The following is a 16,461-nucleotide window of genomic DNA, read 5'->3' on the forward strand; positions in this document are numbered from 1 at the left end:
ATGGCAAGCGCAGCGTCCGCCAGCCAGGCCGGCATCCGCCGCGACGCTCTCGCCTATTCCCTACTCCCTATTCCCCATTCCCAGCCCTCAATTCTTCCGCCGCGCCTCCAGCAGATCCAGGTTGCGGATCAGCCGGCGCGCGATCTCGTCGGAGATCTTGCGCTGGCGGGTCAGCTTGAACAGCTCCTGGCGTTCGGCCTGCAGGCCGGCGTGGCGCAGCTGGCGCAGCACGTCGTCCAGCCGCCGCGCCTCTTCCGGGTCGCTCTCCATCGCCTCGCCATGGTCGAGGTGGCGCTGGTACAGGGCGCTGACCCGGATCGCCGCCTCGTTGTAGAGATCGGCATGTTCGCTGTCGTGGACCAGCCGCTGGCGCAGTTTCTCCACCGCCGCCAGCGCCGCGCGCGAGGATTCGCGCCGGGCCAGGTCCTCCTCCAGGCGGTCGCTGGGTTCCTCCGGCAGTTCCAGGCCGCGCAGCAGCCGCGGCAGCGCCACGCTGGCGACCAGCAGCGAAGTGACGATCACCGCGCTGGCCAGGAAGATCACCAGGTCGCGCGCCGGGAACGCGGCGCCGGTGGGCAGCAGCAGCGGCAGGGTCAGCACGCCGGCCAGGGTGATCGCACCGCGCACGCCGGCCAGCGAGGCCGCCACGACGATCCGCCACGGCGGGCTGAGATGCGCCTCGCCGCGGCGCCGCGCCTTGAGCAGGTTCCAGCGCAGCGACAGCCACACCCACACGAAGCGCAGCAACAGCAGGCCGACATAGATCGCCAGCGCATAGCCCAGCAGCCACCACGGATTGAGGTGTCCGGCCTCGTCGATGTTGTGCACCGCGCCCTGCACGATCCCCGGCAACTGCTCGCCGAGCAGCACGAACATGATGCCGTTGAGGGTGAACTGGACCATGTCCCACACCGCCGAGCGCTGCACGCGCATGCTGCCCGGGGCGCGGCCGCTCAGTTCCACGTAGCTCATGCTGATGCCGGCGGCGACCGCGGCGAGGATGCCGGAGGCGTTGATCGCCTCGGCCAGCAGGTAGGCGGCGAACGGCAGCAGCAGGTTGACCAGGATCGCCGCGCCGGGCTCCTCGCCGACCTGGCGCCAGATCCAGCGCTGCGCCAGGCTCGCGCCCAGGGTCACGCCGACGCCGGCGGCGACGCCGACCAGCGCCACCCACAGGAAGGTCAGCGAGGCGTCGGCCAGCGAGAACGCGCCGGTCATCGCCGCGGCCACCGCGAACTGGAAGCAGACCAGGCCCGACGCATCGTTGAGCAGCGACTCGCCCTCCAGGATGTGCATCAGCCGCTTCGGAATCGGCGCCCGCGCCGCGATCGAGGACACCGCGACCGGATCGGTCGGCGACACCACCGCGGCCAGCGCGAACGCCACCGCCAGCGGCATCGCCGGAATCATCCAGTGGATCAGGAAACCGGCGCCGACCACGGTGAACACCACCAGCCCCAGCGCCAGTTCCAGGATCGCGCCCTTGTCGCGGAACAGGCCCTGCTTGGGGATGCGCCAACCGTCCAGGAACAGCAGCGGCGGCAGGAACAGCAGGAAGAACAGCTCCGGCTCCAGCGCGTACCCCTTCTTGAACACCCCGGCGATGACCGCGCCCAGGCCGATCTGCACCAGCGGCAACGGCAGCGAGAACGGCAACACGCGGACCAGATAGCCGCTGGCCACCACCGCCAGCAACATCGCCAACACCACTTCGATCGAATGCATGCTCGTCCGGACGGCGGTGCCGCACCGCCGGCACCGCACCATGAATGGGGGAAGCGGCAAGCAAAGCGCACCGCAGGCGCGATGTCCAGTGACAGCGGCGCGCGGCATTAAGCCGGCGGCGCGTCTGCAGCGGCCCGCACACACTCCGCTGGCGCCGTGCCGAGGTCGCGGCGCAAGCTGCGCTACCCGGCCGCACCGCGGCACGCGATAGTATCGATCCGCCCCATTCCCACACCGAAACCCCCGCAGCGTCGCCGTCGGAGACTCCATGCTGACCATTCAAGAGCTCAACACCTTCATCGACGACCAGGCGGTCGGCGACAGCGTCTCGCAGATCTGGACCCTGATCGGCCAGCATTTCGAGCAGGCCCAGGCGACCCTGCCCGCCGAACAGGCGATGCCGCGGCGCGAACTGTCGTTCCACGATCATGTGCGGCTATTGGGCTATCTGTGCCTGCTGCTCGAGGGCATTCCGGGCGACCTGGTGGAGATCGGGGTGTGGAAGGGCAAGTCGCTGGTGCTGATGAACGAGGTCAGCAACCGCCAGCGCAGGGTGATCGGCCTGGACCCGTTCGCCTTGCCGAACCAGTTCGAGGAATTCAACCACTATCGCCAGCTGCTGCTGCCCAATGCGCAGTTCATCCGCGGCTACTCGGAGTTCTGCGCCCAGCACTTCTACAACATGAAACCCGAAGTGGCATTGCTGCATATCGACGGCGGCCACACCGGGCGCAACGTGCTGCTGGATTTTCTGCTGTATGCGCCCAGCGTGGTGAGCGGCGGGTTCGTGGTGTTCGACGACTACGGCGACCACCAGCATTCGCCGGAAGTCGGGCCCGCGGTCGACCTGCTCAGGGCCACCGGCTACTTCAACGACTTCCATGTGCTGGGCTGCGCGCATGGGTTCGAGAACAGCTACGTGCTGCAGCGCCGCTGAGCCGACGGCGCTGTGTCCGTCCGCCGCCTGCCCACGCTGGCAGGCGGCGCTGCCTGCGTGAGTCCCCAACGACGCAACACCTGCGGTGCGGCATTGGGCACGAGCCCGTCGCCGCGCGCGGTCTTGCTGGCTGCAGCGTGTGCGCAGCCTCTGCGCAGGCACGCTTGCCGGAGTGCCCTTGGCGCGCGGGGGCCATACCCGCCCGCGATGCGCATTCATCATTATCTGGGTGGCGTGATGCAACCGCGCCAGCGCTGCGCCCGTAAAGCGTGTGCACGGTCGACTGGCCGCGCATCCCCTAAAGGAGCAAACCCATGAAGATCCACTTGCTGGCCCTGGCCCTCGCCGGCCTCGTCTCGATGCCCGCCATGGCCGCCACCGGCCAAGCCGCGATGCACGACCACGCCGCGATGACCGAGGCCAAGCCGAATCCGATGGTCGGCGGCGCCCCGATGTACGCGACCAAGGACATCATTGACAACGCGGTCAACTCCAAGGATCACACGACCCTGGTCGCCGCGGTCAAGGCCGCCGGCCTGGTGGACACGCTGAAGGGCGCAGGCCCGTTCACCGTGTTCGCACCGACCAACGCCGCCTTCGCCGCACTGCCGGCGGGCACGGTGGACACGCTGCTCAAGCCCGAAAACAAGGACAAGCTGACCCAGGTCCTGACCTATCACGTGGTCGCCGGCAAGCTCGATGCGGCGACGCTGCTGGCGCAGATCAAGGCCGGCGGCGGCAGCGCCAAGCTGACCACGGTGCAGGGCGAAACGCTGGTCGCCAAGACCCGCGGCGGCAAGGTCACCCTCACCGACAGCAAGGGCAATACCGCCCACGTCACCACCGCCGACGTGATGCAGAGCAATGGCGTGATCCATGTGGTGGACAAGGTTTTGATGCCGTAAGCACACCTCGGGGAGTGCATTGGCATCGCGAGGACGGCTTTGGCCGTCCTCGTTTTGCGCCGTGCATGCGAATGGCGACAGACGGCGCGGCCTGCCCGCTGCAATGGCGGGCGAACGCGCACAGACGGTCAGTCGTCGGCACTGGCTGCGCGCGGCGTCTGCATCTGTTCTGCAAGAACGCGCAAGTCCTGCACGAAGCCTCGATAGGCGGCATCGACCGCATCGTTGCCGCGCTGGCGCAACACCCATGACGGATGCACGGTGGCCAGGGCACGGGTGCCGTCGGCCAGCGCCTGCCACTGCCCGCGCTGCGCCATCAGCGCAAAGCCGTTGCCGAGCACCGCGTGCGCCGCGGTCGCGCCCAGGCACAGCACGATGCGCGGCCGCACCCGCGCCAGCTCGCCGGCCAGCCAGAAGCGGCAGGCCTCGACCTGCGCGCGTTCGGGATTGCGATGCAGCCGTGTCTTGCCGCGTTGCTCGAAGCGGAAGTGCTTGACCGCGTTGGTCACGTACAGCCCGGCGCGGGCGATGCCGAGTTCGTGCAGCGCGCGATCGAACAGGCGCCCGGCCGGACCGACGAACGGCCGCCCGCTCAGGTCCTCCTCGTCGCCGGGCTGCTCGCCCACCACCATCACCGCCGCATCGTGCGGCCCCTCGCCGAACACGGTCTGCGTGGCCGGCTGCCAGAGCGGGCAACGCCGGCACTCGCGCGCCGCGGCGCGCAGCGCATCGAAGCTGCCATCGGCATCGACCACCACCGGCGGCGGCGGCGCGGGAATGCGCCGACGCACCGGCTCCGGCGCGCGCTCGGCCATCTCGCGTACGCGTTGCCCGGCATCTCGGATCAGACCCGGCAGCAACTGCGTCTCCGGCAGGTTCTTCCAGTACTTCTGCGGCATCTCCTGGCGCATCATGTCCGGGTTGAGCCTTGCCGGATTGAAGATGTTGGCGTAGTAGGTGCGCCACAACGCATCCTGCGCATCGTCGGCCGGCGCATCGGCGCGTTGCGCGCCGCCGCCGAACTGCAGCGCCGCACCATCCCAGCGCACGCTGCGGTAAGGGGTCAGGATCGCCCAGCGCATGCCGGCGAAACGGCGCGCGAAGAACGGCGCGACGCGATCGACGATGCGATGTTCCGGCTCGAACCAGGCGACGAACGCCTCGGCCTCGCCGGGCACCTCGCGGAAGCGCACGAACGCCTTCATCTTGTGGCTGTCGCGGCGCACGGCCTGCGCCCACTGCTGCGCCCGGTGCACATCGGCATCGGTGACCCGCTGCAACAGCGCCCGCTCGCCCGACGCGATCCGCCACAACAGCCGATACAGCAACGCAAGCCGCTGCGGATCGCGATGGCACAGCACCGCCCCCGCCAACGCCAGGAACTCGGCGGACACCCGCGGCGGCGCCACCGTCGACGGCAACGTGGCCACATCGGTCCCGGCCAGCAACCCGCCCTGCGCATCCCCTTCCCAGACCAACATCTCCGGCGCCACCTGCGCACACCACGCCGCCCGCGCCGCCGCCCGCCACGCCTCCAGACTCCACGCCGGCACCACCTCAGCCCGAAACACGACCCAGCCCCCGCATCCCCCCACCAACACCAACGCGACAGACACCAGCACCACCATCACCACAGCAACAACCGTGGTTGCCGTTGCAGCAGCGGTTGTTGTTGTTGTTGCTGTTGTTGCTGTTGTTGTTTTTGCTGTTGCTGTTGCTGTTGCTGTTGCTGTTGCCGGTGATCTTGCTTTTAAAACTTCCCGCCTTAAAGCGAGCCGAGCACCGCAGTGGCGAGCGGCCGAAGAGGCGCCCCTGTTTGAGCGAAGCGAGTTTGGGCGCCGTGCCGTTCGCCGCGAGGAGCGCAGGGGACCGGTGCGGCTCCATCGCACCGGCTCGTGTCGGGCGGGAGCGGTTTTGGTTACTTTTGCCAAGACAAAAGTGACTCGCGCCGACCGGCGCGAAAGCTCTTGATCTTGCTCTTGCTTCAGCTACTGCCTCTGCAGTTGCAGTTGCAGTTGCAGTTGCGGTCGCAGCTGCGGCCAACAGCGCAACAACCCAGCCCCCACAGCGCCACAGCACAGAGTCAATCAAACAACCCACCCTGCCGCGGCGCCGGCGCCAACTGCGCCCGCAACCGCAGCGGATCGTCCAAACGCCGGCGCGGATGATGATCCACCACACTGACGAACGGCAGCACCTTCTTCATCGGCATCCGCAACCGCGCCAGATCCTCGATCCGCAACCGCGCATGCCGCCGCGACAGCAACAACCGCTCCACATTGCGCGTGCCCAGGCCTGGCACCCGCAACAACATCTCCCGCGCCGCCGTATTCAGATCGACCGGAAACCGCTCCGGATTCCGCAATGCCCAGGCCAGCTTCGGATCCACATCCAGATCGAGCATGCCGCTGGCCGCCTCCGGCGCGATCTCCTCCACCGAGAAATCGTAGAACCGCAGCAGCCAGTCGGCCTGATACAGACGATGCTCGCGCTGCAACGGCGGCGCCTGCAGCGGCAGCTTCGACGATGCATCCGGAATCGGACTGAACGCCGAGTAGTAGACCCGCCGCAGTCGATAATTGCCGTAGAGATTGTGGCTGGTGCGCAGGATCGCGCGGTCGTCGGCAGCGTCGGCGCCGACGATCATCTGCGTGCTCTGCCCGGCCGGCGCGAACCGCGGCGGCTTGGCGCTGAGCTTGCGCTCGGCCTTGCGCGCCTCCTTGCTTTCCTCGATGCGCCAGCGCAGCTCGCCCATCGCCGCGCGGATGCCGCCGACGCTCTTTTCCGGCGCCAGCCGGGTCAGACCCTGTTCGGTCGGCAGCTCGACATTGATGCTCAGCCGGTCGGCATAGCGGCCGGCCGCGGCCAGCAGTTCCGGCGCCGCATCGGGAATCGTCTTGAGATGGATGTAGCCGGCGAAGCGGTGCTCCTCGCGCAGCTGCCGCGCCACTTCCACCAGCTGTTCCATCGTGTAGTCGCTGTTGCGGATGATGCCGCTGGACAGGAACAGGCCCTCGATGTAATTGCGCTTGTAGAAATCCAGGGTCAGCTTGACCACTTCGGCTGGGGCGAAGCGCGCGCGGCGCACGTTGCTGGACACGCGGTTGACGCAGTACGCGCAATCGAACACGCAGAAGTTGGTCAGCAGGATCTTCAGCAGCGACACGCAGCGGCCGTCGGGCGTGTAGGAATGGCAGATGCCCATGCCCTCGGTGCTGCCGATGCCGCCGCTGCGCAGCGAATGGCGCTTGTCAGCGCCGCTGGAGGCGCAGGAAGCGTCGTATTTGGCCGCGTCGGCGAGCACGGCGAGCTTTTCGAGGGTATTCACGCGTGGACGATGCCCGCTGGCCGTCTCAGCCTGTGAGACGGCGAGGCGTGTTTTCCTTCACCGCGATGAATCGCTCAGGCGCGCGCCTGAGCGCTGCGGCGGTCGCGCTCAGGCCGCGGCGCGCTGCACCGCGCCGTCGAACCGGTACAGGTCCATCGCCAGCAGCCCGGCATCGATGCCGGCATCGATGCGCTGCGCGCCCAGCCCCTCTTCGCCGGCGGCGCCCATCGCGAAGTAGATCGGCAGCCAATGCTCGTCGGTGGGATGCGCGCGCTCGGCGAACGGCGCCTGGCGGCGGTAGTCGAGCAGGGCCGGCAGGTCCTCGCGCCGCAAGGCCTGTTCCACCCACTCGATGAACGGGCGCACGTAGGGCGCGTCCTTGCCCTCGGCGTAGCGGCCGAAGTCGTGCAGGTTGTGGGTGATGCTGCCCGAGCCGACCAGCAGCACGCCGTCGTCGCGCAGCGGCGCCAGCGCGCGGCCCATCGCCAGCTGGTGGGCGGGGCCCAGTTCCGGCTGGATCGACAGCGGCAGCACCGGGATGTCGGCCTGCGGGTACAGCAGCGACAACGGCACCCACACGCCATGGTCCAGGCCGCGGCGCTCGTCCACAAAGGGCTGCAGGCCGGCGCGTTCGAGCCGTTCGGCGACCTCGCGCGCCAGCGCCGGCGCGCCCGGCGCCGGATACTGCATCTCGTGCAGCGCGCGCGGGAAACCGCCGAAATCGTGGATGGTCTGCGGCTGCGCCGCCGCGCCGACCAGCGGCCGCCGCGCCAGCCAGTGCGCCGACGCCACCACGATCGCGCGCGGACGCGGCAACGCCGCCGCCAGTTCGGCCAGGCGCACGCCCACCAGACCCGGGTCCAGCGCGGTCATCGGCGAACCATGCGAGATGTACAGCGAGGGCAGACGGGACATGACAGGTTCTCCAGGGGGGATCAGGCGCGGCGTCCGCCGATCAGGACACTGCCGGGGCCGGCGGCGCCGGCACGCGTGGCCCTGGATCGCAGGGGCCATGGCGGCAGATCCACAGGGTATTCCCGTCACGAGGGGGGATAAATTACCCTGCGCCCGGATATCTATTTCGGGAACGGCAACAATGGATACGCTGGAAGCGATGCGCGTGTTCGTCACCGTGGTCGACCGCAACGGCTTCAACGCTGCCGCCGACGCGCTGGGCATGTCCACCGCCAGCGTCACCCGGCAGGTCGCCTGGCTGGAGAAGCGGCTGGGCCTGCGCCTGCTCAACCGCACCACGCGCCGGGTCAGCCCGAGCAGCGTCGGTACCGCCTACTACCAGCGCTGCCAGGTGCTGCTGGCCGAGTTCGACGACATGGAGGCGGCGGTCGGCGAGCAGGCGCTGACCCCGTCCGGCACCCTGCGCATCAACGCGCCCTTCAGCTTCAGCATCGCCCGGCTGGGACCGCGGCTGGCCGGCTACCGGGCGCGCTATCCGCAGGTCGCGCTGGACCTGTCGCTGTCCGACCGCATGGTGGACATCGTCGAGGAAGGCTACGACATGGCGATCCGCATCACCCGTCAGGTCACCCCGACCCTGATCGCACGCAAGCTCGGCGAGGTGCAGGCGTATCTGTGCGCCTCGCCGGCCTACCTGGAACGCGCCGGCATGCCGCGCCTGGCCGCCGACATCGCCGGCCACGAATTCCTGACCTACAGCTACATGCCGCTCGACGAGATCGTCCTGCATGGCCCCGACGGCGAAACCCGGGTTCGCGTGCAGGGCGGGCTGCGCGCCAACAGCGGCGACGTGCTGCGCGAGGCCGCGATCTCCGGCATGGGCATCGTCCTGCAGCCGGACTTCATCGCCCAGGACGCGCTGGAGGACGGCCGCCTGGTGCGGGTGCTGCCCGACCACCGGCTCGCCCCGATCGGCGTCTACGCGGTCTATGCCAGCCGCAGCCACCTGGCGCCGAAGGTGCGCAGCTTCATCGACTACCTGGTCGAAGTCGGCATCGAACGCGAGATGCACGCCGCCGCGGCACCCTGATCCGCGGCCACCGCTCGGACACAACATCCCGCACGTGGCGCTGATCGAAGCGGCGGCGCATGCGCACAATGCCCGCGCTTCATCCCCCTTTCTTTCAGGAGTTCGCCCATGAGCAAGATCGCCATCGTCTATTTCAGCGGCTACGGCCATACCGTCAAGCAGGCCGAGGCGGTGCACGCCGGCGCCGCCAGCGTCGGCGAGGCCACGCTGTACCGCATCGACCAGGACGGCAACCTGCCGGAAAGCGCCTGGGAAGCCATCGGCCAGGCCGATGCGATCGTCTACGGCAGCCCGACCTACATGGGCGGCCCGGCCTGGCAGTTCAAGAAGTTCGCCGACGCCAGCTCCAAGCCGTGGTTCGCGCAGGCGTGGAAGGACAAGGTCGCCGCCGGCTTCACCAACTCGGCCTCGGTCAACGGCGACAAGTTCTCCACCATCGAATACTTCTGGACCCTGTCGCAGCAGCACGGCCAGGTCTGGGTCGGCACCGGCCTGCTGCCGGCCAACACCAAGGCGCACGGCCCGGCCGACACCAACTGGACCGCCGGCTCCGGCGGCGCGCTGGCGATCTCGCCGTCGGACGCCTCGCCGGAGGAAGCGCCGCGCACCGGCGACCTGGAGACCGCCAGGCTGCTCGGCAAGCGCGTGGCCGAATACGCGGCCAAGCTGAAAGGCTGAGCCGCGCACGGCGTCGCCCGCCGTGCGGGCGACGCCGGTTGCGCGGTTGCGCGACCGGTGTCGGCGCCGCACACGAACGGACGCGGCGGCTACTGCGCCGCCGCGTTCGCCGCGCGCAAATGGTCGATGAACACGCGCAGCTTCGGCGCCAGGTGTTCGCGCGCCGGATAGTAGAGATAGAAGCCGGCGAAAGGCTGTTGCCAGTCGTCGAGCACGCGGACCAGACGGCCGGCGGCGACATCGGCGGCGACCACCGATTCGAAGCCCTGCGCCAGGCCCAGCCCTGCCAGCGCCGCCGCATGGGTCAGGCCGCTGTCGTTGAACACCAGGGTACCGGTCACCTCCACTTCGAAATCGCGGCCGTCGCGGGTGAACTCCCAGGCCATGCGCCGGCCATTGCTCATGCGATGCACGATGCAGTCGTGCTCGACCAGGTCGGCCGGCGTCTGCGGCGGCGGATGGCGTCGGAAATAGCCCGGTGCCGCACAGATCACCTGGCGCTGCATCGGCCCCAGCGGCACCGCGATCATGTCGCGCGCCAGGCATTCGCCCAGGCGGATGCCGGCATCGAAGCCCTCGGCCACCACGTCCACCAACGCCGGGTCCACGCACAGCTCCACTTCGATCTGCGGATAGCGCGCCAGGAACGACGGCAGCCACGGCATCACCAGTTGGTCGGCGACCACCCGCGGCAGGGTGATGCGCAGGCGCCCGGCCGGGCGTTCGCGCACCGTATCCAGGTCCAGGAAGGCCGCCTCGATCTGCGCCAGACCCGGTTTGACCCGTTCCAGGAAGCGCGCGCCGTGTTCGCTCAGCGCCACCCGGCGCGTGGTCCGGTGCAGCAGACGCACGCCCAGTTGCGCTTCCAGCGCACGCACCGTCTGCGACAGGGCCGAGGCCGAGACGCCGAGTTCGTCGGCGGCGCGGGTGAAGCTGGCGTGGTGGGCGACGCGGGCGAAGGCGACCACGGCAGGCAGGGGACTGGCAGCCATTGTGAAGCTCAACTTCAAGGAAGATGCAGACTATGCCAGTTTATCTACCTGGTCGGGCGGCGCATCCTGCCGTTCCCGCGGTCCGATCCGCTTGCCAGGAAGCTCCTCATGTCGCTCGACCACTACCGCCTGCTCGGCCGCTCCGGCCTGCGCGTCAGCCCCATCTCGCTGGGCACGATGACCTTCGGCAACGACTGGGGCTGGGGCGCCGACGCCGCCGAAGCCAGCCGCCTGTTCGCGCGCTATGTCGAGCTTGGCGGCAATTTCATCGACACCGCCAACACCTACACCAACGGCAGCTCCGAGACCCTGCTCGGCACCTTCGCCGAAGGCCGCCGCGACCGCCTGGTGATCGCCAGCAAGTACACCCTCAACCCCTTCCCCGGCGATCCCAACGGCGGCGGCAACCACCGCAAGAACCTGCTGCAGTCGGTGGAGGCCAGCCTGAAGCGGCTGCGCACCGACTACCTGGACCTGCTGTACCTGCACATCTGGGACGACACCACGCCGGTGGAGGAAGTGATGCGCGGCTTCGACGACCTGGTCCGCGCCGGCAAGATCGTCTACGCCGGCATCTCCGACACGCCGGCCTGGCAGGTGGCGCGGATGCAGACCCTGGCCGACCTGCGCGGCTGGTCGCCGCTGGTGGCGCTGCAGATCGAATACAGCCTGGCGCAGCGCACGGTCGAAGCCGAGCTGGTGCCGATGGCCGAGGCGCTCGGGCTCGCGGTGCTGGCCTGGTCGCCGCTGACCATGGGCATCCTGACCGGCAAGTACAGCCGCCAGGACTTGGCCGCGGTGCAGCGCCGCGCCGCCGATGGCCAGGCCGGCGCCGAACGCGGCGATGCCGCGCATGCGCACGAAATGCTGACCGAGCGCGCGCTGGACATCGCCGATGTGGTCAAGCAGGTCGCCGCGGAGATCGGCCGTTCGCCGGCGCAGGTGGCGCTGGCCTGGCTGCTGCAGCGGCCGGGCGGCGGCGCGATCCCGATCGTCGGTGCGCGCACCCTGGCGCAGCTGGACGACAACCTCGGCGCGCTGGAGCTGCAACTGGACGCGGCGCAGTTGCAGCGGCTGGACGCGGTCAGCGCGGTGGCGCATCCGTTCCCGCACGCGTTCGTGCGCCTGCCGATGCCGCGACACCTGGTGTCCGGCGGCACCCGCCTGCGCCCACGTACGCCGGCGATCTGAACCGCGGCGCCGACGCGTGACCGAACGCGGCACTGACTGTGCGCAAACGTCGGCCATGGCATGGTCGGCGCCTGCGCAGATCGCGGCGCGGCGGCACGTTTGCAGGATCGGACAAGGATCCTGCGCGATCGCGATAACCCACCGCCGCGTCGCGCCCGCATCCTCCCTGCCCCGCGACGACCGCGTCCGCGCCGCGTCTTTTCTTCTCCCGTCCCTCCCACTTCGCAACAGGAGTTTCCCGATGCAAACCCGCACTCTCGGCCGCAACGGCCCCCGCGTGTCCGCCCTCGGCCTCGGCTGCATGGGCATGAGCGCGTTCTACGGCGGCCGCAACGACGACGTGGCCTCGATCGCGGTGATCCATGCCGCGCTCGACCATGGCGTCACCCTGATCGACACCGCCGACATGTACGGCCCGCACACCAACGAAGTGCTGGTCGGCAAGGCGCTGGCCGGGCGCCGCGACCAGGCGTTCCTGGCCACCAAGTTCGGCATCAAGCTCGATCCCAACGATCCGAGCATGCGCGGCGTCGACGGCCGCCCCGAGTACGTGCAGGCCGCCTGCGAGGGCAGCCTGCAGCGCCTGGGCGTGGACCACATCGACCTGTACTACCAGCACCGGGTGGACCCGAACGTGCCGATCGAGGACACCGTCGGGGCGATGGCGCGGCTGGTGGAACAGGGCAAGGTGCGCTTCCTGGGCCTGTCCGAGGCCGCCGCCGGCACCATCCGCCGCGCGCATGCGGTGCATCCGATCACCGCGCTGCAGAGCGAGTACTCGCTGTGGTCGCGCGATCCGGAGAGCGACCAGGTGCTGGACACGGTGCGCGAACTGGGCATCGGCTTCGTGCCGTACTCGCCGCTGGGCCGCGGCTTCCTGACCGGGGCGATCCGCTCGCCGGAGGACTTCGAGGCCGACGACTATCGCCGCCATTCGCCGCGCTTCCAGGGCGAGAACTTCGCCCGCAACCTGCAACTGGTGGAACAGGTGCGCACGCTGGCCCAGGCCAAGGGCGTGACCCCCGGGCAGCTGGCGCTGGCCTGGGTCCTGGCGCAGGGCGAGGACCTGGTACCGATCCCGGGCACCAAGCGCCTGGCCTACCTGGAAGAGAACCTGGGCGCGCTGCAGGTGACGCTGAGCGCCGAGGATCTGGCCCAGATCGAGGCGATCTTCCCGGCCGACGCCGCCGCCGGCACCCGCTACCCGCCGGCGATGATGGCGACACTGCAGCGCTGACCAGCCGCTGCGATCCGGCCGCGCCGCGCCTGCGGCCGGCCGGGACGCGGCGCGGGCCGATTTGCCCGCGCCGCGCCGGCGTCGCATGATGCCGGACGTGATCTCGTTCATCGTTCCCGCCCACGACGAAGCCGCCCTGATCGGCGACACCCTGGCGTCGCTGCATATCGCCGCCGAAGCCTTGCGGCTGGACTACGAGACCCTGGTCGTCGCCGATGCCTGCAGCGACGACACCGCGCAGATCGCGCGCCGCCATGGCGCGCAGGTGCTGGACGTGCAGTTGCGGCATATCGCCGCCACGCGCAATGCCGGCGCCGCCGCCAGCCACGGCCGCTACCTGCTGTTCGTCGATGCCGACACCCGCGTCAACACGCCGCTGCTGGCGGCGGCGCTGCGCGCGCTGCACACCGGCGCGGTCGGCGGCGGCGCGCAGGTGCAGCTGCTCGGCAACGTCGCCTGGCACGAACGCGTGGCGCAAGCCCTGTTCGGCTGGTTGTTCCGCCGCACCGGCATCGCCCCCGGCTGTTTCCTGTTCTGCACGCGCAGCGCGTTCGACGCCGCCGGCGGCTTCGACGAGCGCTACTACGCCGGCGAGGACGTGGCGCTGAGCCGCGCGCTGGCCCGGCGCGGGCGTTTCGCGATCCTGCGCGAGCCGGTGCACACCTCCGACCGCAAACTGCGCAGCTTCAGCAAGCGCGAGCACCTGGGCCTGCTGCTGCAGTTGCTGCGCCGCGGCCGCGGCATGCTGCGCTCGCGCGACGCGCTGGGCTTCTGGTACGGGCAGCGCCGCGGCCGCTAGGCCGCGCCGCCCATGTCCGCACAGGTTGCGTCGGGCCGGCAAAGCGCTTGCGCCCAACGCGGGCGACTTCCTACTCTCTGCAAATGGGCGAGAACAGCAACCTGGAGATCAGGAACGCGGCGATGGCGGACCGGCAGGCGATCGTGGCGCTGATGGCGGCGCTGGACTATGCCGGAACCGAGGACTTCATCGAAGCCCGCCTGGCGCAGCTGCTGGCGCATCCGGACGAGGCCTTGCTGGTGGCCGCCGCAGGGGACAGCGTCCTGGGCGTGTTGTCGCTGCATTTCCTGCCGCAGTTGGCATTGGCCGGCGACATCTGCCGCATCAGCTATTTCTGCGTCGACGATCGCGCGCGCGGCGCCGGGGTGGGAGAGCGTTTGCTGGCGGAAGGCGAGGCGCTGGCGCGGCAGCGCGGCTGCGACCGCCTGGAGGTGCACTGCCATGGCCGGCGCGAACGGGCGCACGCCTTCTATCGGCGGGAAGGCTTTGTCGAAGCGCCCAGATATTTCGCCAAGTCGCTGCGCGATTGAGGACTGTCTGAGATCGCCAGCCGCAAGCGGCGGCGCGATCTTCCCGAGCGCGGTTGCCGGCGCCGATCCGCTGGCAGTACGCTGCGCCCCCTTTGCGCGAGCTTTCGCAATGACCGTCGACCCCAGCAGGCCCATCGCGGTGCGCATCCTCGGCACAGGCGACTATCTGCCGGCGCGGAAGGTGGCCTCGGACAGCTTCGACCAGCGCTGGGGCAAGCCCGCCGGCTGGACCCTGCGCCATGCCGGGGTCGGCGTGCGCCACTACGCCGGCGCCGACGAACCGGCCTCGCTGATGGGCGAACGCGCCGCGCGCGCGGCGCTGGCGGCGGCGCAGCTCGAACCGGACCAGGTCGATTGCGTGATCTCCGCCTGCAGCCTGATGGAGCAGGCGATCCCGTGCAGCGCCGCGCTGCTGCACGCGCGCCTCGGCCTGCAGGGCAGCGGACTGGCCGCGTTCGACATCAACGCCACCTGCCTGAGCTTCATCGCCGCGCTGGACCTGGCCGCCTGCGCGATCGCCGCCGGCCGCTACCGGCGCGTGCTGATCGTGTCCAGCGAGATCGCCAGCGTCGGCCTCAACGGCGAGGACATGGACACCGCACCGCTGTTCGGCGACGGCGCCGCGGCGGTGGTGCTGGGCGCGGACAGCGGCGACAGCGGCTCGCAGCTGCTGGCCGCGCACCTGGAAACCTATTCCGAAGGCATCGAGCATTGCCGGGTCCGCGCCGGCGGCACCCGTCTGCGCCTGGAGCACGGCATCGACGCGTTGCGCGCCGGCTCGCTGTTCGAAATGAACGGCCGCGCCACCTACCGGCTCGCCGCGGCGAAGTTGCCCGGGTTCCTGCAGCGGCTGCTGGACAAGGCCGGCGTCGAACTCCCGCAGTTGCAGCGGATCGTGCCGCACCAGGCCAGCGCCAAGGCGCTGCGGCATCTGCAGGTCGCCCTGCGGCTGGCGCCACACACGCTGGTCGACGTGATCGGCGAACGCGGCAACCAGATGGCGGCCTCGATCCCCAGCGCCCTGCACCAGGCCATCGCCGACGGCCGCATCGTGCGCGGCGACCTGATCGGCCTGATCGGCTCCGGCGCCGGGCTGGCGTTCGGCGGCGCGGTGCTGAGGTACTGACATGGCGCGCATCCTGGTCACCGGCGCCTCCGGCTTCATCGGCGCGCACATCGTCCGCGCCCTCGCCGCCGAAGGCGCGCAGGTCCGCGCCAGCGGCCGCAATGCCGCCGCCCTGGCCGCCTTCGCCGGCGACCCGCGCATCGACGTGGTCCGCGCCGAGCTGTGCCGCGACGATCTGGCACCGTTGCTCGCTGGCTGCGACGCGGTGATCCACTGCGCCGCGCTGTCCGCGCCGTGGGCCAGCGCCGAGCTGTTCCGCCAGGCCAACGTGGTCGCCACCGAGCGCATGCTCGCCGCCGCGCAGCGCGCGCAGGTGCGCCGCTTCGTGCATTTCAGTTCGCCGAGCATCTATTTCCGCTTCGCCGACCAGTACCAGGTCACCGAGGACTTCACCCCGCCGGCGCGCTGGATCGGCGGCTATCCGCAGACCAAGTGGGAGGCGGAGGAAAAAGTGCGCGCCGCCGCCGCGGCCGGGCTGCCGGCATTGGTGCTGCGTCCGCGCGCGGTGTTCGGCCACGGCGACAATGCGATCGTGCCGCGGCTGCTGGCAGTGGCGCAGCGCGGCTGGTTCCCGCTGGTGCACGGCGGACGCGCGATGATCGACGTGTGCTGCGTGGAGAACGCGGTGGCCGCGGCGCTGGCCGCACTGCGCGCCGAACACCTCGGCGACGGGCGCGCCTACAACATCAGCAACGGCACGCCGATCGCGGTGCGCGACCTGCTCACCGCGTTGTTCGCGGCATTGCAGCTGCGCGTGCGCCTGCTGCCGGTGCCGCGCCGCGTGGCCCTGGCGCTGGCCACCGTCGGCGAACAGATCGCCTTGCGCCGGCGCGGGCAACCGGAGCCGCGACTGAGCCGCTACGGCATCGGCGTGCTCGGCTATTCGCAGACGCTGGACATCGGCCGCGCCCGGCGCGAACTCGGCTATGCGCCGGTGCTGTCCACCGAGGCCGGGATCGCGGCCCTGGCGCGCACGTGAAGCAACCCCGGCAAGCGCCTGGCCAGGCC

At 70.1% G+C, this 16,461-nt stretch carries 16 protein-coding genes; 10 read left to right on the forward strand and 6 right to left on the reverse strand.

Translation table 11 applies throughout. The annotated features are described in order from the left end of the window. Positions 1 to 87: 87 nt before the first annotated feature. Positions 88 to 1,725 carry a Na+/H+ antiporter gene (locus AB8810_RS20515; RefSeq protein ID WP_179568846.1) on the reverse strand — a complete coding sequence of 546 codons (1,638 nt, stop codon included), beginning with the start codon at positions 1,723 to 1,725 and terminating at the stop codon, positions 88 to 90. Between the two features lie 268 nt (positions 1,726 to 1,993). Here AB8810_RS20515 and AB8810_RS20520 point away from each other — a divergent pair, with 268 nt between their 5' ends. Both AB8810_RS20520 and AB8810_RS20525 read left to right on the forward strand, forming a co-directional pair. Then, entirely contained in the window at positions 1,994 to 2,662 is a 669-nt protein-coding gene (locus AB8810_RS20520; protein ID WP_179568848.1) for a class I SAM-dependent methyltransferase, read from the forward strand. A 359-nt stretch (positions 2,663 to 3,021) separates the two neighbouring features. Beyond that, complete coding sequence (locus AB8810_RS20525; RefSeq protein WP_369916694.1) at positions 3,022 to 3,567, forward strand: fasciclin domain-containing protein; 546 nt, start codon at positions 3,022 to 3,024, stop codon at positions 3,565 to 3,567. A gap of 128 nt (positions 3,568 to 3,695) precedes the next feature. Here the strand turns inward: AB8810_RS20525 and AB8810_RS20530 are convergent, their stop codons facing one another. The 4 genes from AB8810_RS20530 to AB8810_RS20545 form a co-directional block, all read right to left on the reverse strand. Then, positions 3,696 to 5,138 (reverse strand): UdgX family uracil-DNA binding protein, encoded by a 1,443-nt coding sequence (locus AB8810_RS20530; RefSeq protein WP_369914709.1) that lies wholly within the window; start codon positions 5,136 to 5,138, stop codon positions 3,696 to 3,698. Next, entirely contained in the window at positions 5,125 to 5,451 is a 327-nt protein-coding gene (locus AB8810_RS20535; RefSeq protein WP_369914710.1) for a hypothetical protein, read from the reverse strand. The genes AB8810_RS20530 and AB8810_RS20535 overlap by 14 nt, the downstream gene beginning before the upstream one ends. Positions 5,452 to 5,650: 199 nt before the next feature. Further along, complete coding sequence (locus AB8810_RS20540; RefSeq protein WP_369914711.1) at positions 5,651 to 6,895, reverse strand: putative DNA modification/repair radical SAM protein; 1,245 nt, start codon at positions 6,893 to 6,895, stop codon at positions 5,651 to 5,653. 108 nt (positions 6,896 to 7,003) lie between these two features. After that, positions 7,004 to 7,810, reverse strand: coding sequence for a class III extradiol ring-cleavage dioxygenase (locus AB8810_RS20545; RefSeq protein WP_206230436.1), 807 nt, complete (start codon positions 7,808 to 7,810; stop codon positions 7,004 to 7,006). A 181-nt stretch (positions 7,811 to 7,991) separates the two neighbouring features. Here AB8810_RS20545 and AB8810_RS20550 point away from each other — a divergent pair, with 181 nt between their 5' ends. Next, entirely contained in the window at positions 7,992 to 8,900 is a 909-nt protein-coding gene (locus tag AB8810_RS20550; RefSeq protein ID WP_179568860.1) for a LysR family transcriptional regulator, read from the forward strand. A gap of 108 nt (positions 8,901 to 9,008) precedes the next feature. Beyond that, positions 9,009 to 9,578: a flavodoxin family protein gene (locus AB8810_RS20555; RefSeq protein ID WP_206230435.1), complete on the forward strand. Its 570-nt coding sequence runs from the start codon at positions 9,009 to 9,011 to the stop codon at positions 9,576 to 9,578. A gap of 89 nt (positions 9,579 to 9,667) precedes the next feature. On the opposite strand, the gene AB8810_RS20560 is transcribed toward AB8810_RS20555, so the two are convergent. Then, positions 9,668 to 10,570, reverse strand: coding sequence for a LysR family transcriptional regulator (locus AB8810_RS20560; RefSeq protein WP_179568864.1), 903 nt, complete (start codon positions 10,568 to 10,570; stop codon positions 9,668 to 9,670). A gap of 108 nt (positions 10,571 to 10,678) precedes the next feature. On the opposite strand from AB8810_RS20560, the gene AB8810_RS20565 reads away from it, so the two are divergent. The 6 genes from AB8810_RS20565 (at position 10,679) to AB8810_RS20590 (ending at position 16,432) form a co-directional block, all read left to right on the forward strand. After that, positions 10,679 to 11,761, forward strand: a complete 1,083-nt coding sequence (locus tag AB8810_RS20565; RefSeq protein ID WP_179568866.1) for an aldo/keto reductase — start codon at positions 10,679 to 10,681, stop codon at positions 11,759 to 11,761. A gap of 241 nt (positions 11,762 to 12,002) precedes the next feature. Next, positions 12,003 to 12,998, forward strand: coding sequence for an aldo/keto reductase (locus tag AB8810_RS20570; protein ID WP_369914712.1), 996 nt, complete (start codon positions 12,003 to 12,005; stop codon positions 12,996 to 12,998). Positions 12,999 to 13,095: 97 nt separating this feature from the next. After that, positions 13,096 to 13,797, forward strand: a complete 702-nt coding sequence (locus tag AB8810_RS20575; RefSeq protein ID WP_206259652.1) for a glycosyltransferase — start codon at positions 13,096 to 13,098, stop codon at positions 13,795 to 13,797. Between the two features lie 83 nt (positions 13,798 to 13,880). Further along, positions 13,881 to 14,327, forward strand: coding sequence for an N-acetyltransferase family protein (locus AB8810_RS20580; RefSeq protein ID WP_369914713.1), 447 nt, complete (start codon positions 13,881 to 13,883; stop codon positions 14,325 to 14,327). Positions 14,328 to 14,436: 109 nt separating this feature from the next. Next, complete coding sequence (locus AB8810_RS20585) at positions 14,437 to 15,453, forward strand: 3-oxoacyl-[acyl-carrier-protein] synthase III C-terminal domain-containing protein (RefSeq protein WP_369914714.1); 1,017 nt, start codon at positions 14,437 to 14,439, stop codon at positions 15,451 to 15,453. Position 15,454: 1 nt separating this feature from the next. Beyond that, on the forward strand, positions 15,455 to 16,432 hold the full coding sequence (locus AB8810_RS20590; protein WP_179568874.1) for an NAD(P)-dependent oxidoreductase: 978 nt from the start codon (positions 15,455 to 15,457) through the stop codon (positions 16,430 to 16,432). Positions 16,433 to 16,461 lie beyond the last annotated feature (29 nt).

Origin of the sequence: Xanthomonas sp. NCPPB 3005, from assembly GCF_041228095.2 — a bacterium.
GTDB lineage: Bacteria > Pseudomonadota > Gammaproteobacteria > Xanthomonadales > Xanthomonadaceae > Xanthomonas_A > Xanthomonas_A bonasiae.